22 protein-coding genes and 1 tRNA gene are annotated in these 23387 nt (G+C 39.0%); 15 read left to right on the forward strand and 8 right to left on the reverse strand.

All coding sequences use genetic code 11. The annotated features are described in order from the left end of the window. Positions 1-506: 506 nt before the first annotated feature. Genes napF through B0169_RS14335 form a run of 6 tightly spaced genes read left to right on the forward strand, consistent with a single transcriptional unit; the run spans position 507 to position 5090 of the window. Positions 507-1025 carry a ferredoxin-type protein NapF gene (gene napF, locus B0169_RS14310; protein ID WP_077286939.1) on the forward strand — a complete coding sequence of 173 codons (519 nt, stop codon included), beginning with the start codon at positions 507-509 and terminating at the stop codon, positions 1023-1025. After that, on the forward strand, positions 1018-1155 hold the full coding sequence (locus B0169_RS14315) for a TIGR02808 family protein (protein ID WP_077286942.1): 138 nt from the start codon (positions 1018-1020) through the stop codon (positions 1153-1155). Before napF ends, B0169_RS14315 begins: the two co-directional genes overlap by 8 nt. Positions 1156-1185: 30 nt before the next feature. Next, positions 1186-1488, forward strand: coding sequence for a chaperone NapD (locus B0169_RS14320; protein ID WP_077286945.1), 303 nt, complete (start codon positions 1186-1188; stop codon positions 1486-1488). Then, the gene (gene napA, locus B0169_RS14325; protein WP_077286948.1) at positions 1485-3974 is read left to right on the forward strand and encodes a nitrate reductase catalytic subunit NapA; all 2490 of its coding nucleotides are present in this window, start codon (positions 1485-1487) and stop codon (positions 3972-3974) included. The genes B0169_RS14320 and napA overlap by 4 nt, the downstream gene beginning before the upstream one ends. Positions 3975-4029: 55 nt before the next feature. Then, complete coding sequence (locus tag B0169_RS14330) at positions 4030-4488, forward strand: nitrate reductase cytochrome c-type subunit (protein WP_202971831.1); 459 nt, start codon at positions 4030-4032, stop codon at positions 4486-4488. 26 nt (positions 4489-4514) lie between these two features. Beyond that, positions 4515-5090, forward strand: coding sequence for a NapC/NirT family cytochrome c (locus B0169_RS14335; protein WP_077286955.1), 576 nt, complete (start codon positions 4515-4517; stop codon positions 5088-5090). Between the two features lie 229 nt (positions 5091-5319). Here the strand turns inward: B0169_RS14335 and rimI are convergent, their stop codons facing one another. The 4 genes from rimI to aceK form a co-directional block, all read right to left on the reverse strand. Then, complete coding sequence (gene rimI / locus B0169_RS14340; RefSeq protein WP_235838581.1) at positions 5320-5781, reverse strand: ribosomal protein S18-alanine N-acetyltransferase; 462 nt, start codon at positions 5779-5781, stop codon at positions 5320-5322. Then, positions 5778-6215 (reverse strand): DNA polymerase III subunit psi, encoded by a 438-nt coding sequence (locus B0169_RS14345; protein ID WP_077286958.1) that lies wholly within the window; start codon positions 6213-6215, stop codon positions 5778-5780. Before B0169_RS14345 ends, rimI begins: the two co-directional genes overlap by 4 nt. A gap of 115 nt (positions 6216-6330) precedes the next feature. Further along, positions 6331-6407 (reverse strand) — tRNA-Trp (locus tag B0169_RS14350). 167 nt (positions 6408-6574) lie between these two features. Then, the gene (gene aceK, locus B0169_RS14355) at positions 6575-8305 is read right to left on the reverse strand and encodes a bifunctional isocitrate dehydrogenase kinase/phosphatase (RefSeq protein WP_077286961.1); all 1731 of its coding nucleotides are present in this window, start codon (positions 8303-8305) and stop codon (positions 6575-6577) included. A 382-nt stretch (positions 8306-8687) separates the two neighbouring features. Here aceK and queA point away from each other — a divergent pair, with 382 nt between their 5' ends. The 7 genes from queA (at position 8688) to B0169_RS14390 (ending at position 19165) form a co-directional block, all read left to right on the forward strand. Next, positions 8688-9743 carry a tRNA preQ1(34) S-adenosylmethionine ribosyltransferase-isomerase QueA gene (queA, locus tag B0169_RS14360; protein ID WP_077286964.1) on the forward strand — a complete coding sequence of 352 codons (1056 nt, stop codon included), beginning with the start codon at positions 8688-8690 and terminating at the stop codon, positions 9741-9743. Positions 9744-9867: 124 nt separating this feature from the next. Then, positions 9868-10998 (forward strand): tRNA guanosine(34) transglycosylase Tgt, encoded by a 1131-nt coding sequence (gene tgt / locus B0169_RS14365; protein ID WP_077287175.1) that lies wholly within the window; start codon positions 9868-9870, stop codon positions 10996-10998. Between the two features lie 58 nt (positions 10999-11056). Further along, the gene (gene yajC, locus B0169_RS14370) at positions 11057-11392 is read left to right on the forward strand and encodes a preprotein translocase subunit YajC (protein ID WP_077286967.1); all 336 of its coding nucleotides are present in this window, start codon (positions 11057-11059) and stop codon (positions 11390-11392) included. Positions 11393-11551: 159 nt separating this feature from the next. Beyond that, on the forward strand, positions 11552-13399 hold the full coding sequence (gene secD / locus B0169_RS14375) for a protein translocase subunit SecD (RefSeq protein WP_077286970.1): 1848 nt from the start codon (positions 11552-11554) through the stop codon (positions 13397-13399). 16 nt (positions 13400-13415) lie between these two features. Continuing rightward, on the forward strand, positions 13416-14363 hold the full coding sequence (gene secF / locus B0169_RS14380; RefSeq protein ID WP_077286973.1) for a protein translocase subunit SecF: 948 nt from the start codon (positions 13416-13418) through the stop codon (positions 14361-14363). 363 nt (positions 14364-14726) lie between these two features. Next, a complete protein-coding gene (locus B0169_RS14385; protein ID WP_077286976.1) occupies positions 14727-16397 on the forward strand; it encodes a hypothetical protein in 1671 nt (556 codons plus the stop codon). 74 nt (positions 16398-16471) lie between these two features. Continuing rightward, positions 16472-19165 (forward strand): TonB-dependent receptor plug domain-containing protein, encoded by a 2694-nt coding sequence (locus B0169_RS14390; RefSeq protein ID WP_077286980.1) that lies wholly within the window; start codon positions 16472-16474, stop codon positions 19163-19165. Between the two features lie 168 nt (positions 19166-19333). On the opposite strand, the gene bfr (B0169_RS14395) is transcribed toward B0169_RS14390, so the two are convergent. From bfr (B0169_RS14395) to B0169_RS14410, 4 genes are all read right to left on the reverse strand, one after another. Beyond that, positions 19334-19801 carry a bacterioferritin gene (gene bfr / locus B0169_RS14395; protein ID WP_077286983.1) on the reverse strand — a complete coding sequence of 156 codons (468 nt, stop codon included), beginning with the start codon at positions 19799-19801 and terminating at the stop codon, positions 19334-19336. Positions 19802-19839: 38 nt separating this feature from the next. Then, positions 19840-20304, reverse strand: a complete 465-nt coding sequence (bfr, locus tag B0169_RS14400; RefSeq protein ID WP_077286986.1) for a bacterioferritin — start codon at positions 20302-20304, stop codon at positions 19840-19842. Positions 20305-20456: 152 nt separating this feature from the next. After that, positions 20457-20651, reverse strand: coding sequence for a bacterioferritin-associated ferredoxin (locus B0169_RS14405; RefSeq protein WP_077286989.1), 195 nt, complete (start codon positions 20649-20651; stop codon positions 20457-20459). Between the two features lie 668 nt (positions 20652-21319). After that, complete coding sequence (locus tag B0169_RS14410; protein WP_077286992.1) at positions 21320-21733, reverse strand: hypothetical protein; 414 nt, start codon at positions 21731-21733, stop codon at positions 21320-21322. A 155-nt stretch (positions 21734-21888) separates the two neighbouring features. Between B0169_RS14410 and B0169_RS14415 the strand changes: the two genes are divergently transcribed. Both B0169_RS14415 and B0169_RS14420 read left to right on the forward strand, forming a co-directional pair. Next, on the forward strand, positions 21889-22239 hold the full coding sequence (locus B0169_RS14415) for a metalloregulator ArsR/SmtB family transcription factor (RefSeq protein ID WP_077286995.1): 351 nt from the start codon (positions 21889-21891) through the stop codon (positions 22237-22239). A gap of 121 nt (positions 22240-22360) precedes the next feature. After that, entirely contained in the window at positions 22361-23386 is a 1026-nt protein-coding gene (locus B0169_RS14420) for an ArsJ-associated glyceraldehyde-3-phosphate dehydrogenase (protein ID WP_077286997.1), read from the forward strand. Position 23387 lies beyond the last annotated feature (1 nt).

Here is a 23387-nt window from a genome sequence, read left to right on the forward strand (position 1 = left end):
AACAACCCGACCATAAAATTAGCAGTAATTTTGATTGTTAAAATGCATTAAAACATTACTGCTAAATACTCATACTCATACTCATACTCATACTCATACTCATACTCATACTCATACTCATACTCATACCTGTTCTTGTTCAGCCAAAAGAGGCTCTGTGAAGTTCACTTCTTGACGTTATCGAACATTTTATCTCGACATTAGCGTAATTCTCCCCTGATAGTTGGTCTTTTATTTAGACTGAGCTATATAAAGTAATAACTGTTTTTTTAGAAAAATAAATAATAAACAACAAGAAGCTAGCTATTTAATTAAACGGTATAGCTCATGAATTTAGTGTCGTTTTATTAACCCTTACATGAGTTATGGTTTTCTTGAGTTAGTGCTTGCCAAACTTGATTTGCATCAACAAAGTAAATAGTGATGTGTAGTATTGTTGGTACATGGCAATTACTGTGACAAATGTCACTTTACTGTCGCTTTTTATGTTGATGTTGTAGGAATTTATGGTTGATTTAAGTCGTCGCAACTTTATGCGAGCTAAAAAGGTTTCATCGCCACCAGCGATTAGATTACCGTGGACTGCTGATGAGGCATTGTTCACTAGAGGCTGTACACAATGTGGTGACTGCATAAGTGCCTGTGAAGAAAATATTATTATTAAAGGCGATGGCGGCTTTCCTGAAATCAACTTTTCTGCTGGCGAATGTAGCTTTTGTCAAGCCTGTGTTAAGTCCTGTAAAGAACCATTATTCAATTCATTAGATACCTTACCTTGGCAGCTAGATATTGAAATTCAATCTAACTGCTTAGCTAAGAAACAAATCCATTGTCAAATATGTCAAGACAGCTGTGAACCTGAGGCTATTGTTTTTAAATATCTACACGGGAGCGTACCTCAGCCTGAAATTACATTAGAAGATTGTACTAGCTGTGGGGCTTGTGTAGCAGTTTGCCCTGAATCAGCAATTAACTTGTCTGTATCGAGACAGTCAACATCCTATTTAGGAGCAAACAATGAGTGATTTAGAGCAATTAATATGGAATGTTTTGGGATATACCTCAATGCCCTTCATATTTCTATTCGGTTTTATTGCAACAGCGTTAGTCGCAGTTGTTATTTTAAAAATATTTGGTGCAAAACCAAAAAACTAATACTGAAGCTGATCAGTAAGAGGGGAGAAAATGATTAACCTTTTAGAAGAAAGCCCAGTAAATATAGCTGGGGTTATGTTCATGGCTTATCCTGAAAAAGCGGATAAAGTGGCTGATGAACTACAAGCATTCCCAGGCGCAGAGATACATGCAAAAGGCGAAAATGGCAGTTTAGTGTTTACTGTTGAAGGGCTTGAAGGCGAAACCAATCAAGCAAAACGTATTATTGATACCATTACCGATATGAGTAAAGTGTCAGGTGTAATTTCATCGTCACTTATATTCCATCATAACGATGCAGGTTTAGTGCAACATCAGGGGAAAAAACTATGACTTTAACTCGACGTGACTTTATTAAAGCTAACGCGGTTGCAGCAACTGCCGTTGCTGCGGGGGTTGCCGTGCCTGCATCAGCAGCAAATTTAATTACTAAGTCATCAGAAAGCGCAATAAAATGGGATAAAGCACCGTGCCGATTTTGTGGCACCGGCTGTAGTGTTTTAGTGGGCACTCAACACGGTAAAGTAGTCGCAACACAAGGGGATCCTGAAGCCGAAGTGAATAAAGGCTTGAATTGTATTAAAGGCTATTTTTTATCAAAAATTATGTATGGTAAAGACCGCTTAACGCAGCCCTTATTGCGAATGACCGATGGTGAATTTGATAAAGAAGGTGAATTTGCGCCTGTTAGCTGGGATAAAGCTTTTGATGTGATGGCTGACAAGTTTAAAGCGGCGATTAAGAAAAAAGGCCCTACTTCTGTCGGTATGTTTGGCTCAGGTCAATGGACCGTTTGGGAAGGTTATGCCGCTTCGAAATTAATGAAAGCGGGTTTTTTAAGTAACAATATTGACCCTAATGCGCGTCACTGTATGGCATCTGCTGTGGGTGGTTTTATGCGTACCTTTGGTATCGATGAGCCAATGGGGTGTTATGATGATTTAGAGCATGCCGATGCCTTTGTACTTTGGGGCTCTAATATGGCTGAAATGCATCCTATTTTATGGTCACGATTAACCGACCGTCGCTTAAGTTCGCCGCATGTAAAAGTTAATGTTTTATCGACATACAAGCATCGTAGTTTTGAGCTTGCTGATAATGGTATGATTTTTACTCCACAAACTGATTTAGCCATTTTGAACTTCATCGCTAATTACATTATTGAAAACAATGCTGTTAATGAAGACTTCATGAAAAAGCATGTCAATGTTCGTGAAGGTGTGACTGATATTGGTTATGGTTTACGTCCTACGCACCCGTTAGAAAAAGCCGCAAAAAATGCTGGCTCAGGTGCTTCTAAACCGATGACATTTGAAGCTTATGCCAAATTTGTCAGTACTTATACGGTTGAGTACGTTTCTAAGTTATCGGGTGTGCCAGAAGCTAACCTAATTGAAATGGCAAAACTGTATGCTGATCCTAAAGTAAAAGTTACTTCGTTTTGGACTATGGGCTTTAACCAACATACTCGCGGTGTTTGGGCTAACAACTTAATGTATAACGTACATTTGTTAACCGGAAAGATCTCTGAAGCAGGCAATAGCCCATTTTCATTAACCGGACAACCTTCAGCATGTGGTACCGCACGTGAGGTGGGTACTTTCTCTCATCGTTTACCTGCTGATTTAGTGGTGAAAAATCCTGAGCATAGAGCTATTGCTGAAAAAATATGGCAACTGCCTGAAGGCACTATTCCACCTAAACCAGGTTACCATGCTGTGCTACAAAACCGCATGCTAAAAGACGGTAAGCTCAACGCTTATTGGGTGATGTGTAATAACAATATGCAAGCGGCTGCGAACATTAATGAAGAAGCCATTCCGGGTTATCGTAATCCTGAAAACTTTATTGTAGTGTCAGACCCGTACCCAACCGTGACCGCACAAGCCGCTGATTTGATTTTACCTACGGCTATGTGGGTAGAAAAAGAAGGTGCTTATGGTAACGCTGAGCGCCGGACACAATTTTGGCATCAACAAGTGAGTGCGCCAGGCGAAGCGCGCTCTGATTTGTGGCAATTGGTTGAATTCTCGAAACGTTTTAAAGTTGAAGAAGTCTGGCCTGAAGAGCTCATTGCTAAGCAGCCTGAACTTCGCGGAAAAACCTTGTTTGACGTGCTGTATGCGAATGGCAAAGTCAATAAGTTTCCTTTGTCCCAATCCAAAGGCGATACCAATTTTGAAGCTGATGCCTTTGGGTTCTATATTCAAAAAGGTTTATTCGAAGAGTATGCTGAGTTTGGTCGCGGCCATGGCCATGACCTCGCTCCTTTTGATCGCTATCATGAAGAACGCGGCTTAAGATGGCCTGTGGTCAACGGTAAAGAAACTAAATGGCGCTTTAGAGAAGGTCATGACCCTTATGTTGCAAAGGGCAGCGAAGTGCAGTTCTATGGTAAAAAAGATAACAAAGCGATTATTTTTGCACTGCCTTATGAACCTGCAGCTGAATCACCAGATGAAGAATATAATTTATGGCTAAGTACCGGCCGAGTACTTGAGCATTGGCATTCAGGTTCGATGACAGCGCGTGTTCCTGAGCTTCATAAAGCTTTTCCTGATGCTGTGATTTTCATGCACCCTGATGATGCTAGAGAACGAGGTTTACGCCGTGGCGATAAAGTATTAATGGCATCGCGTCGAGGTGAGGTTGAATCGCGTGTTGAAACTAGGGGTCGTAACCGTCCGCCGAAAGGTTTGGTATTTATGCCTTGGTTTGATGCTAAGCAACTTGTGAATAAACTGACACTCGATGCTACTGATCCATTGTCAAAAGAAACTGATTATAAAAAATGTGCCGTTAAAGTAACGAAGGCTTAATGTTGATAAATTTACGCATTGATAACAGCGATTATCAATGCGTGGGAGAGTTAAAATGAAATTATTATCTTTATTCGTTGCCGTTGTCGCCTTTGCTGTTACGGTGAATGTCATCGCGCAAGAAACGGTAAACCCTGGTGGCTTAGCGACTATTCGTGGTGCCTCAAATATTGATGAAACACGTCCTGCTGAAAAGCTCAAGCGTGTCATCAAGGATAAAAATCCAATCGCGCGTAACTATGTGCATCAACCGCCGGTTGTACCACATCAAACACGCGGTTATCGCGTTGATTTAAATAGTAATAAGTGTTTAAGCTGTCATAGTTGGAAGCATGCAGCACAAACAGGAGCAACTAAAATCAGCTTAACGCATTTTGAAACTCGTGACGGTAAAACTTTGTCAGATGTTTCTCCACGTCGTTATTTTTGTTCGCAGTGCCATGTGACACAAGCTGATGCCGCACCATTAGTTGAGAATACCTTTGAACCGGTTGAATCATTAGGTAATGAGTAAACCGCAGCGATATTAAGGGGTATAAAATGCTTAAAAATTTATGGACGTTTTTAACATCACCAAGCAGTGCAGCCATGTGGTTTATTTTAGCTATAGGGTTTGCCGGTGGTATTATTTTCTGGGGTGGTTTTAATACTGCGCTAGAAGTCACCAATACAGAAGAGTTTTGTATTGGTTGTCATGAAATGCAAGATAATGTGTATGAAGAGTACCGTGAAACTATTCACTATGCCAATCGCTCGGGTGTACGTGCAACCTGTCCTGATTGCCATGTGCCTAAAAAATGGACCGATAAAATTGTCCGTAAAATTGCTGCCAGTAAAGAAGTCTGGGGTATGTTAACCGGTGTTATCGACACGCGCGAAGAGTTTGTTGATCATCGCCGCTCTATGGCCGAGCGAGAATGGAAACGGATGAAAGAAAATGACTCTCTAGAGTGTCGTAACTGTCATAACTTTGAATACATGGACTTTTCTGAACAAGGTAATCGCAGTGTGAAAATGCATTCTGATGCTTTAGCCTCAGGTGAAAAAACCTGTATCGACTGTCATAAAGGTATTGCCCATGAATTACCAGATATGAAAGGTGTGGAAAACTGGTAATTGTTTGCAAGCAATGGATAAATATTCTCTAGCGTAAAATGTAAAAAGCAAACCACTAGGTTTGCTTTTTTATTTTAACAACGCGGCGCTAACTGCGAGTTTTTGCACAACTTCAACTATGGTATCTATGTCAGACAAACGCAGTAGCAGCAGATCACTTTGTTAAAAATTTAAAAGTAACCTGAGATCATGTTTTGGGCTTTAAACCAAGATGGCCTAACTAGGTGTGTTAGAGTTTTTTTGACATCACGATAGCGTCTTCATAGCCAAAACCGCTATTACTTGGGTAATAACCTGTTCTACGTGATATCTCGCTAAAACCATGATTGATATAGAGCATTTGTGCACTGATGTTTTTTGCACGTACTTCTAAAAAAATGCTTTGTGTTGAACGTTCTTTACAGCCTTGGAAGAATTGCAGCAGTAGCGCTTTGCCATAACCTTTACCTTGCTGTGCAGGAGCAACACAAATGTCCATCAAGGTGGATTCACCAGCAACATACTCACCGACATAAAAGCCGACAATGGTATTATCAACTGTGAGGTAATCACCAAAGTATCGGCCATCAATACAACTACGAAAGGTTTTTTCACTCCACGGGTGTGGGTGGCAAGCCAATTCAATAGCCATGAGTTGTTCAACAATATCTTGATTTATTGGGCTAAATTCAGTGCTATTTGCCTGGTTCATAGTGAGCTTAATGGTCCTATTGATTGCCATAAGGCCTTTTTAAGTGCTGGCGAATTGGCAAGAGTGGTTAAATCTGGCGTTTTTAAACAGTTATGTTGAAATTCGATACGGTTGTTATCAGTGAATTGCCAGTTAATAATCCCTAAATCTAGCTGATTTTGTTTAACCGTTAAATCAGCATAACTGACCCCTAAGCAACGTATCACATCATTAAATAACGGTAACTTAAATAAGCTTTCGAGATCATAACTGATCGACTTTACATTAGATGATTGCTGTGGCGCAGATGAGGTTGCTTCGGTCGTGGATTTATCCGCTAAGGTCTTGTTAGAAATATCAGCTTGGCTTAAATTAAGATTAGATAAATCACGTCTTTGCCAAACGGTAATACCCATGGCTTGTAATAAATCAAATTGTCTTTTGCTAATGCTCATATTATTTTAGCTATGTTTAAAACTCGTTATTATCATGACAGAGTTTTTAGTTAGGACAAACTAGAATTTATTAATATTTGAGAAATAACATTGCTGTGTTATTTAAAGAAGAAAATGGCAGGGGTGGAGAGATTCGAACTCCCAACCGTCGGTTTTGGAGACCGCTGTTCTACCAATTGGAACTACACCCCTGCAACAGATTCGAATTATACTGATGCCAAGCTAAAGGTAAAGAACAAATTTAAAATAAATGACTGTTCGGCTAAATAAGCAGCATACTGTTCTTTTTTTAACTTTTAAAGCTGATTTTTTGCTTATTTATTCACCATAACTAACTTTAAAGTAAAGTTATAAGGTTGTTAATTATTTTTCCAGTGACAAAAACGTGATTTTTCAGGGTAAGGATAAACATCGGCAAAAACGCCTTTGGCGACATTAGCTTGGCAATCTTGCCAGTATTTAGCTTCCAGCAAATTCGCATGGTAACGTAAAAATGCATTACGATAGCGCGTGTTCGCTAAAGCAAAGGTGGCTATCTCTTCTGGAAATACGTCGCCGGGGTCAACAGAATACCAAGGCTCTGAAGCATAAATTTGCTCTTCTGTTACTGGCTCAGGTTTGACACGAAAATTGACTTCATTCATATAGGTTATTTCATCATAATCATAAAAAATGACGCGACCGTGACGAGTGACACCAAAATTTTTCAGTAACATATCACCCGGAAATATATCTGCGGCAATCAACTGTTTAATCGCTTTACCATAACCGTACATGGCATTGTCAACTTCAGCATCAGTTGCTGTTGCTAAGTACAAATTCAACGGTGTCATTTTACGTTCGATATACATGTGTTTAATGATCACTAAGTCATCTTCAAAGCGTAATAAGGATGGCGCAACGCTATTAAGTTCTTCTAATAGCTCTGCTGAGAAACGCTGTTTAGGAAAAGCCACCTCAGAATATTCCATCGTATCAGCCATTCGGCCCACACGGTCATGTAGTTTTACTAAGCGATATTTGCCTTTAACATCTGCCCGAGTCATATTTTTACTGGGTGAAAATTTGTCTTTAATAATTTTAAAAACATAAGGGTAAGATGGCAGGGTGAAAACTGACATCACCATGCCTTTAATACCAGGAGCGAGCTCTAGTTTGTCATCACTATTATCAAGGTGATTTAAAAAGTCACGATAGAACTGGGTTTTACCTTGTTTATGAAAGCCAATGGCGGAATACAAATCTGCGCGAGTTTTATGGGGAATTAAGCGATTGAGAAAATCAACTAAGGCATGAGGATGCTGGCAATCAACAAAGAAATAAGCGCGAGCAAAGCCAAATACAACGGCCATATCTTCACCTTTTGTAATTAAGGCATCAATAAATAAACCATCTTTTTCAGTATTTAATAATGAGATAATAAACGGTGTTTCACCGGCCGGAGAGATCACTCTTCCTATAATATAGGCGCCCTTATTACGGTAAAAAACAGAATCTAAAATATCAAATTGCAGATCAGATAATTGGTAGCGAGTTTTATGTGCCTGTTGGCGAAATTTGGCGATTAAGGTATTAATATCTTTTTTCAAGTGTGCAAAAGGCAGTGAGAATTTTTGGCTCTTAATGATCAATGTAATGGTTTTATAAAGCCCATGTTCATCAGGATGATAGCTAGTGAAAATTTTTGGTGTTGGTAACTTGTCTAAGCGGGTGGCGGTTGATTGCACGAAAATATAGCCATTATGATAATACTTTCGTTCAAAAAGGTGACAGAAAACTGAATTGTAGAAGCTTTCCGCTAATTCAGGTTGCGGATGTAAACTCAGCAACTCAATATAACTGGTTTTTACATGCTGCCATAATTCGTTATCGAGTGTGGTGATAAAAAAATCTTGCTTAATGGTATCTAAGGTTTCACTAACCCGTTGATCATAGAAATCTGTACGCGCCTTTGCTGCTGTTTGGATGTCATGCCAGCGATATTGTTCAAAGCGCTGTTTGGCTGCTTGGGTTATTTCACTATAAAGATATATATGTCGCTCAAAACCGTTAATAATAGTTTTAGCGATGGCGAAAGCAAGATTTTTCATGGGTTACCTACTGCCAATTTCAGTCAGTTATTAGCCGATTGTGCTGATTAAGCTATAGCAAGTCAATGCTAGGTGTCATGACAAGTGCTTGCTTTTGATCAAGCGAACGTATTGTGCTGACATACTTGCTCCGTACACAATCAGAAAACAAACGAAATAGAATTGGTGTCACAATAAAGTTTGATTTCAGCATACGTCAAAATATCGCTTTAGGGGGATTGTTTTTAGTTTATAGTCGCTATTAATGATAGTGATGCTGACTACGCAATAGTCACTTAACCGTACGCTTAGCCTAGGCTCGTTTTATAAGTTAATGCTTGCTATTCGTGCCGTGCAGCACTAAAATTACGCGTTTTTTCATCTTTAAACTAGTTTATTTATCATGCGCGTAGCCGATTTCTCATTTGACTTACCCGAAGAGCTTATTGCTCGATACCCGAAAGCCAACCGTTCTGCCAGTCGTTTATTAACCCTCGATGGTAATAGCGGTGAATGTCGCGATGAAACTTTTACTGATATTATTAACCACGTTGAACCCGGCGACTTATTAGTTTTTAACAATACTCGCGTTATTCCAGCGCGTATGTTTGGCCAAAAAGCGAGTGGCGGCAAGTTGGAAGTGCTGGTAGAACGTTTACTAGATGAACACAGAGTTTTAGCGCATATACGCTGTAGTAAGTCGCCCAAAGCCGGCAGTGAAATACTGCTTGAAGGCAAAGTTAAAGCTACTATGGTCGCAAGACATGATGCTTTATTTGAGCTTGAATTTCATGGTGAACAAACGGTACTTTCAGTACTAGATGATATTGGCCATATGCCATTACCCCCTTATATTGATCGTCCTGACGAAGACAGCGACCGTGAGCGTTATCAAACCGTATATAATGAAAAGCCCGGTGCGGTAGCTGCACCCACGGCAGGTTTACATTTTGACGATGCATTAATGGCAAAGTTAACCGCTAAAGGTGTTGATTTCGCTTTTGTCACGTTACATGTTGGCGCAGGAACATTCCAACCGGTTAAAGTCGATGAAATTGCTGATCATATTATGCATGCCGAATATGTAGAGGTAGCGCCAAATGTTGTTGAGCAGATAAAACAGACAAAAGCGCAGGGCGGTAGAGTGATCGCCGTGGGCACAACTTCTGTTCGTTCATTAGAAAGCGCGGCAAAAGTAGCGAAAGCACAAGGCCAACCGTTTAGTGCTTTTTATGGTGATACCGATATTTTTATTACCCCAGGCTATGAGTTTGAAATTGTTGATGCTCTCATTACTAACTTTCACCTTTCTGAATCAACCTTATTAATGTTAGTGAGTGCATTTTCTGGCTACGACAATATTATGAAAACCTATCAACATGCGGTTGAGCAGCAATATCGATTTTTTAGTTATGGTGATGCGATGTTCTTAACAAAACGAGATAATCATACAAAATAGCTTGTAAATTATAGTGCTTTAGGTATTAACCTAATGGCTAAACCAGAAAAGCTACTAGCCTGTTTCGCTAGTGGGCAAAGGATAAAAAATGACGAAAGATACAAAAAATACAGAAAAAAAAGCGATGCAGTATGAACTGCTAACTACCGACGGTAAAGCGCGACGTGGCCGCTTGACCTTTGAGCGTGGTACAGTAGAAACACCAGCATTTATGCCGGTAGGAACCTACGGCACAGTAAAAGGCATGAAAACTGAAGAAGTTGCTGATACCGGTGCTGAAATATTGTTAGGCAATACATTTCACCTGATGTTACGTCCAGGTACCGAAATTATTGAACAACATGGCGGTTTACATGGTTTTATGAATTGGGATAAGCCAATTCTAACTGACTCAGGCGGTTTTCAGGTTTTTAGTTTAGGCAAAATGCGTAAAATCACTGAAGAAGGTGTTAAGTTTAGCTCACCGGTTAACGGTGAAAAAATAATGTTAACACCTGAGCGTTCAATGGAAGTGCAAAACAGCTTAGGCTCAGATATTGTGATGATATTTGATGAGTGTACGCCTTATCCTGCGAGCCATGAAGAATCTAAAGTTTCTATGGAGTTGTCATTACGTTGGGCACAGCGCTCAAAAGATGCACATCAAGGTAATTCAAATGCTTTATTTGGCATCGTCCAAGGTGGTATGTATGAAGATTTACGTGAAGTTTCGGTTAATGGCCTAACCGCTATCGACTTTGATGGCTATGCCATTGGTGGTTTGTCAGTTGGCGAGCCTAAAGAAGATATGATTCGAATATTAGATCATACCACGCCCTTGATACCAGAAAATAAACCCCGATATCTTATGGGAGTAGGCAAACCTGAAGATTTAGTTGAAGGGGTTCGTCGCGGTATTGATATGTTTGATTGTGTAATGCCAACACGTAATGCCCGTAACGGACATTTATTTGTCACTAATGGTGTTATTAAAATCAGAAATGCCCGTCATAAAACAGATACTGGGCCATTAGATGCTGAGTGTGACTGTTACACTTGTAAAAATTATTCGCGCGCTTATTTACATCATTTAGATAAATGTAATGAGATTTTAGGCTCGCAATTAAATACCCTGCATAACTTACGTTTTTATCAACGTGTTATGAAAGGATTGCGTGATGCGATAGAGCAAGGCAAACTAGATGAGTTTGTAGCCGAATTTTACGCACTACGTGATTTACCTGTTCCGCCATTAGTTGGCGCAGAAGCAGGTTAAAAAATTTTCAACTTCACCATTTTATAAAATTAATTAGAAGAAATAATAAGAGGAATTTATGAGTTTATTTATTAGCCAAGCCCACGCTGCTGCAGGTCCTGCTCAAGGTGCTGACGGTACATCAATGTTAATTATGTTAGCGGTATTTGGTTTAGTGTTTTACTTTATGATCTACCGTCCACAGGCTAAACGTGTGAAAGAACATAAAAACTTAATGGCTGAATTGTCAAAAGGTGACGAGGTTTTAACACAAGGCGGCATTGTTGGTAAAATTGTTAAAGTTTCAGATGAAAAAGATTTTATCGTCGTTAGTGTTGCTGAAGGTACTGAAGTTACAGTACAAAAAGGTGCAATTAACGCCGTATTGCCAAAAGGCACAATGAAGTCTCTATAACGAGATAGAATTGGTTTAGCTATAGCGATATTAAAAGTGCTAGTTGATATCATTATCAATTGGCACTTTTGAGTAACTATAACAATGAAAAATTTATAAATTTCACTCCAATATTAAATCGTTATATTCGAGTGATTTAAAAGAAAATAGGATGATATTGTGTTAAACAAATATCCATTATGGAAGACATTAATGGTGCTATTTATAGTTGCTATTGGTGCAATCTATGCGTTGCCAAATCTATATCCTGAAGATCCTGCGGTACAGGTTTCTGGTTTACGTGGCATAGAAACAACTGCCGCAACTTTAGATACAGTTAAATCTCATCTAGACGAAAATAAAATATCTTACGCAAGTATCTCAATGGAAGGTGGCCAAATTTTGGCTCGTTTTAAAGATACTGAACAACAATTACGCGCGCGTGATTTACTCGATGACAGTATTGGCGACCAATACTCAGTTGCGTTAAATCTGACACCAGCAACACCACAATGGTTAGCTAGTATTGGCGGTACGCCAATGAAGTTAGGCCTAGATTTAAGTGGTGGTGTTAGCTTCTTGATGGAAGTTAACATGCAGGAAGCTATTGTTAAGGTGCAAAAAAGTTTAGTTGATGATTTTAGAACAGGCTTACGCACGGAAAATATTCGTTATCGTTCGGTTAAACAAGTTAACGATGCCATCAATATTCAGTTTCGTAATGCTGAAGACTTAGCTAATGCGGAGTCTTTTTTAGAAAAGCAAAATCGTGATTTATTGTTTAGCAGTGATGAAAGTAACTTAACGTTATCTGCTAAGATGAGTGAGCAAAAATTAAAAGAAACTCGCGAGTACGCGCTTCAACAAAACATTACTATTATTCGTAATCGTGTCAACGAGCTCGGTGTTGCTGAGCCGTTAGTGCAGCGCCAAGGTAAAAAACATATTGTTATTGAATTACCAGGTGTCCAAGATACGGCAAAAGCAAAAGAGATCTTAAGTGCCACTGCAACTATTGAATTTCGCCTAGTTGATACCGAAGGTGATTTAAGTGCAGCACTTAATGGCCGTGTTCCGGGTAGCTCACAATTATTAAAAGAGCGAAGCGGTCAACCGGTACTGTTGAAAAAACGCGTCATGCTTACAGGTGATCATATTGTTGATGCCGGTTCAAGCTTTGATGAATATAGCCGCCCACAAGTGAATATTACTCTAGATTCTGCTGGCGGTAACAAAATGTCAAACAGTACTAAGAGCAATATTGGCAAGCCAATGGCGACGGTATTTATTGAGTTTAAACCGACCAATCGTGTCGATGCTCAAGGCAATACTATCTTTGAGAAAGTTGAAGAAGTGATCAGTGTCGCGACTATTCAAGCACGTTTAGGTAAAACTTTCAGAATTACGGGGGCGGGAAGCCAAGCTGAAGCACATAACCTGGCGCTATTACTGCGAGCAGGTGCTTTAGTTGCGCCTATTCAAATTGTAGAAGAGCGTACTGTTGGGCCAACATTGGGTGCTGAAAACGTCCAATTAGGCTTCCAAGCTATCATGTTAGGTTTTGCTTTAGTATTCGCATTTATGTTGATTTACTACCGTGCTTTTGGTGTGGTTGCTAACTTAGGTTTAGGTGCTAACTTAGTGTTGATTATTGGTGTTATGTCAATGATCCCTGGTGCAGCTTTAACTTTACCTGGTATGGCGGGTATCGTACTAACCGTCGGTATGGCTGTAGATGCTAACGTGCTTATTTTTGAGCGTATTCGTGAAGAAATGCGTGCTGGTAAGTCGATTCAGCAATCAATTCATCAAGGTTATGATGCTGCATTTTCAACGATTATTGATGCTAACATCACGACGTTAATTGCTGCCTTGATTTTATTTGCTGTTGGTACTGGGCCTATCAAAGGTTTCGCGATTACCTTATCAATCGGTATTATTACTTCAATGTTTACTGCGGTTGTTGGTACTCGTACTGTTGTTAACGCTGTTTGGGGTGGTAAACGCCTCGATAAACTGTCTATATAAGTAAGGCTTCAATATTATGCAAATTTTACAATTAAAAAATACTGTTGCCTTCATGAGTTACCGCAAGGCAGCATTACTATTAAGTCTTGTACTTATGCTTGCTTCGGTTTTTTCTTTGGCAACAAATAAACTGAATTTCGGTTTAGATTTCACTGGCGGTACGTTAATTGAGATTGGTTTTGATAAAACTGCTGATTTAAACAAGATCCGCGAAATCATGGACACAAATGGCTTTGATGATGCTGTTGTTAAATTTTATGGTTCAAGTCGTGATGTTGTTATCCGTTTAGCAACACGTGAAGACGTTAAAGCTGAAATGCTAGGTAACCAAGTGCTTGATATTCTTCAATCAGGTACCGGCGAAACTATCGATATGCGTCGTATCGAGTTTGTTGGTGCAAGTGTGGGTGATGAATTAGCTGAGCAGGGTGGTTTAGCTATGCTGACCGCATTAATCTGTATCTTGGTTTATGTTGCGTTTCGTTTTGAGTGGCGCTTTGCTTTAGGCTCTGTTTTTGCTTTGTTTCACGATGTTTTACTGACACTGGGCTTATTCTCTGTTTTACAGCTAGAGTTTGATTTAACAGTACTTGCGGCAATACTGGCGGTAATTGGGTACTCACTTAACGATACTATTGTGGTCTCAGATCGTATTCGAGAAAACTTCAGAAAAGTTCGTGTTGGTGGTGCTGAAGAAATAATTAATATCTCTTTAACACAAACCTTATCTCGTACTGTTATTACCTCAATTACGACCTTATTGGTATTAGCTGCTTTGTTCTTTAAAGGCGGAGCATTAATACATGGTTTTGCTACAGCATTACTTTTAGGGGTGTTTGTTGGTACGTACTCATCAGTATATGTTGCGAGCTCTGTTGCTTTAGCATTAGGTATTTCAAAAGAAGACCTTATCCCTGAAGTGATTGAAAAAGAAGGTGCAGATCAAGACGAGATGATGCCTTAAGCAATTGTCAATCGGTGCGAACCGATTAACTAAAGTAAACACAAAAACCGAGCAACTATGCTCGGTTTTTTTATACCACTAAATTTTGATGTGAATAAAACTATTGCTTTAACTCGCTAATGTTTCTTTGCCATAGTTCTTTTTTTAAATTTATTTTTTTGTTTAACTTATTGTATTTAATGCCTTTATTTGTCTTTTTGTTTTTTGTTTCTAGCGGGTATGATGATTTTTTTTATTTAATACTGTCATCTGCTTGTCAAACTAGTGAAATAAAAACTACACATTATTTCAACAATTTTGTCATTTTTCCTCCGTACTATTATCGCAAATTTTTTAATAATAAATCTGCGGAGCAGAACTGTAATGAGTATCAAAAATCTATTTAAAGTAAGTGTAATTGTAAGTGCTATGGCTTTAGTTGGTTGTGGTGGTGACATTAAGATTGAGCCAACCGTAAATGATAACAGTGTCGATAACAGCACTAATAACTCAAATAACACCGATGGTGGTACAGACACAGGTGGTACTAACCCTTGTGCAAGCCGTGGAGAGCTTCAAGGCTCATATGATGGTCGTGACTGTAATTATACGGCAGCCTTTGCTAGCAAAAACATTCAAGTTGAAACTGATTTAGTGTTCACTGAATTACCTAATGATGGCGTGCATGTTTTTAATGGCGCACTTCTGATGGGCAAAGACTGTGACACCACTACAGGTTGTACCGTTACTGCAAATGGCCCAACGCTTACGATTTCTGAAGGAGCTAACTTGGCTTTTACTTCAGGTGAAGCAATTATACGTATTGCACGTGGCGCGAAAATCAATGCTATTGGTACCTTAGAAAAGCCAATTACTTTTACATCAGCTAACGCTTATGAGCGCTTAGATGTTGTTGGTGATGGTGCTCAGTTTGCTGACTGGGGTGGCATTATTATTAATGGTTTCGGTATTACTAACCAATGCACAGACGCACAGCGTGCGGCGACAACCTGTAATGTATCAACCGAAGGTGTTACTAGCTACTACGGTGGTAATAACAATGCAGACAATAGCGGGACAATTGAATTTGCAAAAATTTGGTATGCTGGCTCTGGTCCTCGTTCAGGTGGCGAAGGGGATGACCTTAATTCACTGACATTAAACGGTGTTGGCTCTGCTTCAACATTTGATTATATTCACATTCATCAAGGTTTTGACGATGGTATCGAGTTCTTTGGTGGCGCGGCATCAATTAGTCATATTGCTGTAACTGATACACAGGATGACGCTATCGATGTTGACGCAGGTTGGCAAGGTAACGGGCAATACATTTTTGTTAAACACGGCACAGTAGAAACCAAAAAAGAAGTGATTATTCCAGCTGTCGTTGAAGATGGTGTGATTGTTGAAGATGAAAGAATATTCCCTGTCGGCTCAGAAGTTTTTATGGGTAACAACGGTTTCGAAACTGACGGTGAGAAAAATGGTGGTGCAGAATACTCAGAGGCGCCAACATCGAACCCTACATTTGCTAACGTTACTGTAATTACAACGGATGGTAAATCAGTACGCGATAACGACCCTTCACAAGCTTTTAAATTTGATGATGCAATCAAGTCTATGTACTACAACGTGTTGATTGTTAAAGAAGATGGCACGAATGGAACCAACTGTATTGAACATAAATCTGATGGCGAAATTAATGTTGATGCCGTCTCGTTCTCTAACTCTGTTATGGCCTGTGTTAATGAGTTTAAAGGCGAACAAACTTTTGTTTCAGGCCAAGAACCGGCTGCTTTAACGGGTACAGCTAAAGCGGATTGGTTTGATAACAGCGGTGCTAGCGTACGTATAGCTAGCACATCAAGTGTCTTGGCGAATGCCTTTGCTACTGATGTTGATTCTGCAGATATTACGGTTGCTGCCAATGACTTATCTGGTTTAGGTGCCTTCTTCCAAGCGGGCAATTACATTGGTGCAGTATCAGAAGCAGATACCAACTCTGATTGGTATAAGTGGGTTGAAGCCGCTGTTGCAGCAGCAGATCAAGATTAATTAACGCTAATAAGCAATAAGACGCAGCATAGGTTGCGTCTTTTTTTAACTTGATTTAGAAGCAGGATTTAAACATGACAACTCAACATAGACTTAAAAGAGTTTCTCTCGCTGTAGGTCTGGGATTATTAGCCAATATTCCAAATGTGTTTGCCCAAGAAGCACTCGCCGAGAACGAGGTAATGGAAGAAGTCGTAGTAAAAGCAACTCGATTACAAGGAAGTGCCGCGGCGGTTATTGAAGAACGTCGCAACCAAGCATTTGTTGCTGATATTCTCGGTTCAGAACAAATTTCGAAAACTGGTGATAGTGATGCGGCGTCAGCATTAAGACGTGTAACAGGCTTAACCTTAGTTGATGGAAAATATATCTATGTGCGCGGTTTAGGTGAACGATACTCAAGCGCACGCTTAAATGGCGCTAACATCCCAAGCCCAGACTTAACACGTAATGTCGTACCGCTGGATATTTTCCCTGCCAGTATTATTGAAAGCTTATCAGTGCAAAAGTCTTATTCACCTTCAATGCCAGCAGCATTTGGTGGTGGCGCTATTGATATTCGTACTAAATCAGTACCGAAAGATTTTGTTGCTAGTTTTGAAGTGGGTCTCGCTTACGACGAAAACTCACAAGACGGCTTTACTTATGAGCGCCAAGGCAATGGCTTATCCACTGAGCTAAAAAACGGTATTGTGCAATACAAAGGTGATTTCTCGCTACGTAATATTATTTTAACTGATAATTTGGTTGATAATGATACTGCGACTCGTGGTGAGCAAGCCACAACCTTGAATCAAAACTTATTAAAATCACTACCACGTAATATGGTGATGAAAGATGAGTCATTAGATCCCACTTATAATGTTAAAGCGAGCCTGGGCAACTCATTCGATGAAAGCTATTTTGGTGGTCAAATAGGATTTCTAGCCGCAGTTTCTTACGATAATAAATGGCAATTTGCTAATAAAAAGTCGGCAGTGGTAAGTGAAAATTTTTCTGATAACTGTAGTGAAACTTTGCTAACCAATGAGCAGATTGCAAACGCCTGTTATAACACAGTAAAAACATCGCAAGTCACCACTGAAAGTGAGCGCTTAAGTGCCGTGTTTAATCTCGGCTATCAGCTTGATAACCATAAGTTAGCTTGGAGTAATATTTACCTTGAAGATAACGAAGATGAGAGTGTTATCGGTATTATTGAAAGCCCAAATGGCAGTACGGTTGATACCATTTTTGGTAATGGCCAAGCGCAACGTTCACATGAGTTTAATTATGAAGAACGTTCGTTAAAAATCATGCAGTTTACTGGTAAGCATACCTTTACAGACTATGCCGGTTTAGGATTTGACTGGCAATATACTGAGTCGACAGCAGAAACGGATATTCCAACAGATGTTAAGTATAAATTTATTGATACTTACAGTGATGGAGCATATCAAAGCTCGGCAATTACAGGTGATGATAACCGGGTGGTTTACTCTTATTTATCTCTAGAAGATGACGTTAAGTCTTATAGTGGTAATGTGACTCTGCCGTTGTATTTTTCTGATATTGAACTTGAGTTTAAAGCTGGCTATGACTTTTCTGATAAAGGCCGTTATTACACCACATCAAGTTTTACGGTAAATAACGACAGCGGGGTTAAAATTCCGGTCAATAGTGGTGCAGATTCTGTGCTAGGTGTGACAAATTACATTAGTGATGAACTACTTGATGGCAATAGCATTTTGGTTGATTTTAATGAGCCAACAGCGCCTGATGCCGATGACTATATTGCCGGACAAAAAATTGATGCGGGCTACGGTGCTTTTGATTTGATTTATCAAAACACCTGGCGAGTAAGTGGTGGTATTCGTTATGAAGAGTTTAAACAAACGTCACTTGCGACATCGAGTTTAATCTTTAAAAAAGAAGATTTAGGTATTTTCTTTTCAGAAGAAAAAATCGAAAATGGTAGTATCATAGAAGATGACTTCTTTAGTGCTTTATCATTTACTTATATTGGTGGCGATGACTACCAAATTCGATTTGGCTATGGTGAAACCGTGGTACGCCCGGACTTACGTGAAGTAGTACCTGTTGCATACTATGATCCACTAACTGATATTCGCACTATCGGACGAGTTGGCTTGGAAAGTAGCCCGATCAAAAACTATGATGCACGTTACGAGTATTATGCTAATAATGGTGATAACTACTCCGTTGGTTTGTTCTATAAAGATATTGAAAAACCAATTGAGTCAGTACTTTCTATTGGTGACGAAGACTATACTTTGTCATTTGTTAACGGTAAAACAGCTGAAGTTTATGGTATTGAAGCAGAGTGGCTACATGATTTAACGTGGCTAGCCGACGGATTTTTTACTTCAGGTAACATTACTTTGAGTGACTCAGAAGTATCTATTGATCCCGCTTTTGCTGGCAACTTAACCAACCCAAAGAAACGTATGACCGGACATTCAAAATATGTGGTTAACTTACAGCTAAATTATGATGCCGCTAATGGTAATCACAGTAGTTCATTGGTTTATAATGTTTTTGGTGAACGAATTGTTGCGTCAGGTGTTGGCGGTAGGGAAGATGCACTAGAGCAGCCGTTCCATTCATTAGATGCTGTTTATACTTATTACCCAGACTTTAACTCAAAAATCAAAGTTAAAGTGAAGAACTTACTGGGCGAAGATCAAGAAGTGACGCAATCTGACATCATAGTACGTGCGAAGGAAGTTGGTACTATATTTAGTGTCAGTTACACTTATGATTTTTAACTAAGCTAATTTAAATAATAGCTTGCTTCAATCACGCTAAATCATAGTAAAAAGCCAGTTCAAAGAATGAACTGGCTTTTTTATTGCTTTCAATAGTATATGTTTGGTTAAAACATTGAACAGCTAAGCTTTTAGCTAAATAACCAAAGCCCAGGTTAAATACTAAGTTTATAACTGAGATTGAATGTAGTTTTCAAGGCCAATAGTTTTAATTAGCCCGAGTTGCTGTTCTAACCAGAAAGCGTGATCAACTTCAGTATCGTCTAATAGTTTTTCTAGCATCTCACGAGTAACGTAATCTTTTTCTTGCTCACATAAAGTAATCGCAGCTCTAAGCGCAGTCGCGACAGCGTATTCAACGTCTAAGTCACTTTGTAACATTTCAGGTACTGTTTTACCGATATGCAAACCGTGACGTGTCTGCATATCAGGGCTGCCTTCTAGAAATAATATGCGTTGGATTAGCATAGAGGCATGCAGTTTTTCATCATCAAACTCATGACTGATACGTTCAAATAACTTCATGATGCCCCAGTCTTCATACATGCTTGAATGAATGAAATATTGATCCATCGCCGCTAATTCATAAGCGAGCAGGCCATTTAATGCAGATATAACTTGAGTATTACCTTTCATTTTAACTTTCCTTCTAATTGAGTCGACTTATGTCTGCGCTATAGTTGAGCCTGAAGGTATTTTTCAATACCTATATTGTCTATTTGATACTGTTGGGTTTCTAACCAATCTAAGTGCTCTTCTTCGTCGTTCAAAATACTATCTAGCATTTCGCGACTAACATAGTCTTGCTCTTGTTCGCAGACCGTGATTGCGTTACGCACTACGTCAATTTGTGCAGTTTGAAAACGTGTATCACAGCTGATCATCTCTTGAGTATGCTCACCAATAGCAAGGGGGGCTAATTGTTGTAAGTTAGGTAAGCCTTCAAGAAATAATATACGCTCAATAACTTTATCAGCTTGTTTCATATCAAGAATGGATTTTTTATAGCACTTACTGTTCAGTGCATTGATGCCCCAATTTTTATACATACGGGCGTGAAGAAAGTATTGGTTGATGGAGGTGAGTTCACTGGTCAGCACTTTATTTAGTATTGCCAGAACTGTCGGGTTACCTTTCATTAGAGCCTCATATTTAAGATGATTAAATGTTGACTGTAATTATAGGAATAAAAATCAAGAAAGCAAAAGGTATCTAATAAAAAACCTTTAAAAACAAGTGTTTGAAAATAGGAATTGTTATCAGTTGCGATTAATGTTTAGCTAAGGCCTTGTTAACCAACTGCTTTAAATAAACTTTCATCGATAATGGTGTTATCGATAATATTTTGTGCTGTTTTGACACAAGTGCCACATTGCGAACCCAGCGGTAAGTGTTGTTTTAACTCACGCATAGAGCCAACGCCAGCTTCATTGACTAATTGCTTAATTTGATGATCTGTGATGCCTTTGCAAATACAAACAAACATGGTAAAAACTTCGCATATGATTGATAACGCGATTGATAATAGTTCTTATTTGATAGGCTTTCAACCATTAATTTTAACAAAAAAGTAGATCATTGAAATATAAAGAAATAAATATTAGCTGACATAAACTTTAGCTATACGAGTGGATAGTAAACAATTAATTAAGCTATTGCTCAAGAGTGAGTTTTGCCGTTCAACGATAAAATTCAATCGTTATGGTGATGCTTAAGGCAATGCTTAGCGGGCTTATTTAAGTTATTCACTTAATAGAGTAGATCATGAGATTGACTCGTGATAATGACTAAAATTGGAGAGTTCTGATATTGTACATTGTCTTGAATATTAGTGATAAAAACATCTAACATACTTAAAATAAATGATATTAGTTGCAGGGGCTCACTTAATAATTTACTAAGTGCTTTGTTATTACTCGATTAGTAAAAGTTCAGCGTAGAAATTTAAGTTTTTAACAAAGCAATGTTAGAGACTAGGTGCGAGTTATTGGGTGAGAGCACTGTACTGATAGGCGCTTAACTCATAATTTTGTACAGAATCAGCTGTTTTGAATCAGGTATTTCACTTGATGTATGGCAGCAAATAAAACTAACTTGCTGCTTAATCTTGAAGTTTTAACAGCAGAAAATATTAACACCAGAAATTGTATCGCTTTATATCGCGTCGAGTTTTTTACCTAATAGATCTAGCATACTGGCATTTAGTGTTGCTAATTGTAATTGCAACTGTCTACGCTGTTGGTCTGCGGCTTCACCTTTGTCATTCTTGATCCGGCTTAGTTTTTGTTTTACGGCTTCGATTTGCTCTTTAATTTTTTCTAATAATTTGTCGTTGGCGCTGTCTGATGTGCTAGTGGCCTTTTCTGCTTGTGCAGGATCTTGGCGGAACATAGCTAACGCTTGCTCAGATATTGTTACTTTTTCTTCGGCCAGAGCTTTTGATGTCGAGGTTAATTGCTTTTCAACGTACTTCATATGATCGAGAGAGTCATTATTTTTTTCCCGAACCGATAAAGACTGTGTTGGTGCTGATTGGGATGCAGCATTAGTGCTTGATAATGTATTCATATTAAAGGCCTTATTGTCGCTAGTAATGCTATCGGCCGATTAAGCAAAACATAAAGTAATTTTTAAATAATTTATCAAATTCACAATATAACTACTTTCATATATACGAAATATGTTATGTTAATTTTTGTTAATTACTATTTGATGAGCAGACAATGACACCAACAGATTTTTTTAAACATCTCGCCGATGATATTCGGTTGAAAAGTATATTGCTGATGGCGCAAGAGGGTGAGCTTTGTGTGTGTGAACTGATGACTGCGCTTGCTGAGCCGAGCCAGCCAAAAATATCACGGCACTTAGCGGTACTAAAAAATGCCAATTTGTTAGTAACACGTAAACACAAGCAATGGGTTTTTTATACGATTAACCCGAATATACCGACTTGGGCAAGTGAGGTTATTAGCTTAACGTTAGGTAAAAACCAAGCCTTTATTCATGACAACTTACAGGCCTTAGAAAATATGGGCGATAGACCAACACGTATTGCCAGTTGCTGTGTGTAATTTTATGTAGAGACTTGTTTTTACTAAAGTTGTTACAGTGCTTAACAATATATATACAGTACTTAACTATGCCGCGCAGCAGGTTGAAGTATCATTTTGACATACAAATAGGATATTTATCATGACGATTAAAATAGGTATTAACGGTTTTGGCCGTATGGGGCGCTTATCGATGCGTGCAGCATATGATTGGGATGATGTTGAAATTATTAAAATTAATGATCCCGCAGGTAATGCTGAAACTTTAGCGCATCTGCTGAACTTTGATTCAGTTCATGGTATTTGGCAGCATCAAGCTCAAGATGCCGAAGGTGATATCGTTATCAATGGTAAAGCCATTGCCTGTAGCCGTAATCTTAATATTGATGATACCGACTGGTCTGATTGTGATGTCGTTATTGAGGCTTCTGGGGTGATGAAATCTAAAGCGTTATTAAATGCATATTTAGAGCAAGGGGTTAAACGGGTAGTTGTTACTGCACCTGTTAAAGAAGATGGTGTGTTGAATATAGTTATGGGGGTGAATGAACAGGAGTATGATGCGAGACAACATCGTATTGTTACAGCAGCCTCATGCACCACTAATTGCCTTGCGCCTGTGGTAAAAGTGATCCATGAAAAAATAGGTATTAAGCATGGCTCTATGACCACTATCCATGACATTACCAATACGCAAACCATATTAGATGCACCCCATAAAGATTTGCGTCGTGCTAGAGCGTGTGGCATGAGCTTAATTCCAACTACCACTGGCTCAGCTACTGCTATTACCCATATTTTTCCTGAATTAAAAGGTAAACTTAACGGCCACGCTGTCCGTGTACCACTGGCAAATGCTTCGCTAACTGACTGTGTTTTTGAGTTACAGCGAGCCACAAGCGAGCAAGAGGTGAATAATTATCTACAAATGGCTGCTGAAGGAGAGCTGAAAGGTATTTTAGGCTTTGAAGAGCGCCCGCTAGTATCGATTGATTATAAAACGGATCCACGATCATGTATTGTTGATGCACCTTCAACTATGGTCATTAGTGGTACGCAAGTTAAGCTTTATGTTTGGTATGACAATGAATGGGGCTATGCAAATCGCACGGCAGAAATTGCTCGTATGGTGGCAATGTCTGATATAGAAAATCATAAGTTAACTTGAT

The organism is Cognaticolwellia aestuarii (genome assembly GCF_002000025.1).
Taxonomy (GTDB): Bacteria; Pseudomonadota; Gammaproteobacteria; order Enterobacterales; family Alteromonadaceae; genus Cognaticolwellia; species Cognaticolwellia aestuarii.

Excerpts from the sequence above, each read along its gene's own strand:
- napF (WP_077286939.1), top strand. The coding sequence starts at position 507 with ATGGTTGATTTAAGTCGTCGCAACTTTATGCGAGCTAAAAAGGTTTCA.
- B0169_RS14315 (WP_077286942.1), top strand. The coding sequence starts at position 1,018 with ATGAGTGATTTAGAGCAATTAATATGGAATGTTTTGGGATATACCTCA.
- B0169_RS14320 (WP_077286945.1), top strand. The coding sequence starts at position 1,186 with ATGATTAACCTTTTAGAAGAAAGCCCAGTAAATATAGCTGGGGTTATG.
- napA (WP_077286948.1), top strand. The coding sequence starts at position 1,485 with ATGACTTTAACTCGACGTGACTTTATTAAAGCTAACGCGGTTGCAGCA.
- B0169_RS14330 (WP_202971831.1), top strand. The coding sequence starts at position 4,030 with ATGAAATTATTATCTTTATTCGTTGCCGTTGTCGCCTTTGCTGTTACG.
- B0169_RS14335 (WP_077286955.1), top strand. The coding sequence starts at position 4,515 with ATGCTTAAAAATTTATGGACGTTTTTAACATCACCAAGCAGTGCAGCC.
- rimI (WP_235838581.1), bottom strand. The coding sequence starts at position 5,781 with ATGAACCAGGCAAATAGCACTGAATTTAGCCCAATAAATCAAGATATT.
- B0169_RS14345 (WP_077286958.1), bottom strand. The coding sequence starts at position 6,215 with ATGAGCATTAGCAAAAGACAATTTGATTTATTACAAGCCATGGGTATT.
- aceK (WP_077286961.1), bottom strand. The coding sequence starts at position 8,305 with ATGAAAAATCTTGCTTTCGCCATCGCTAAAACTATTATTAACGGTTTT.
- queA (WP_077286964.1), top strand. The coding sequence starts at position 8,688 with ATGCGCGTAGCCGATTTCTCATTTGACTTACCCGAAGAGCTTATTGCT.
- tgt (WP_077287175.1), top strand. The coding sequence starts at position 9,868 with ATGCAGTATGAACTGCTAACTACCGACGGTAAAGCGCGACGTGGCCGC.
- yajC (WP_077286967.1), top strand. The coding sequence starts at position 11,057 with ATGAGTTTATTTATTAGCCAAGCCCACGCTGCTGCAGGTCCTGCTCAA.
- secF (WP_077286973.1), top strand. The coding sequence starts at position 13,416 with ATGCAAATTTTACAATTAAAAAATACTGTTGCCTTCATGAGTTACCGC.
- B0169_RS14385 (WP_077286976.1), top strand. The coding sequence starts at position 14,727 with ATGAGTATCAAAAATCTATTTAAAGTAAGTGTAATTGTAAGTGCTATG.
- B0169_RS14390 (WP_077286980.1), top strand. The coding sequence starts at position 16,472 with ATGACAACTCAACATAGACTTAAAAGAGTTTCTCTCGCTGTAGGTCTG.
- bfr (WP_077286983.1), bottom strand. The coding sequence starts at position 19,801 with ATGAAAGGTAATACTCAAGTTATATCTGCATTAAATGGCCTGCTCGCT.
- bfr (WP_077286986.1), bottom strand. The coding sequence starts at position 20,304 with ATGAAAGGTAACCCGACAGTTCTGGCAATACTAAATAAAGTGCTGACC.
- B0169_RS14405 (WP_077286989.1), bottom strand. The coding sequence starts at position 20,651 with ATGTTTGTTTGTATTTGCAAAGGCATCACAGATCATCAAATTAAGCAA.
- B0169_RS14410 (WP_077286992.1), bottom strand. The coding sequence starts at position 21,733 with ATGAATACATTATCAAGCACTAATGCTGCATCCCAATCAGCACCAACA.
- B0169_RS14415 (WP_077286995.1), top strand. The coding sequence starts at position 21,889 with ATGACACCAACAGATTTTTTTAAACATCTCGCCGATGATATTCGGTTG.
- B0169_RS14420 (WP_077286997.1), top strand. The coding sequence starts at position 22,361 with ATGACGATTAAAATAGGTATTAACGGTTTTGGCCGTATGGGGCGCTTA.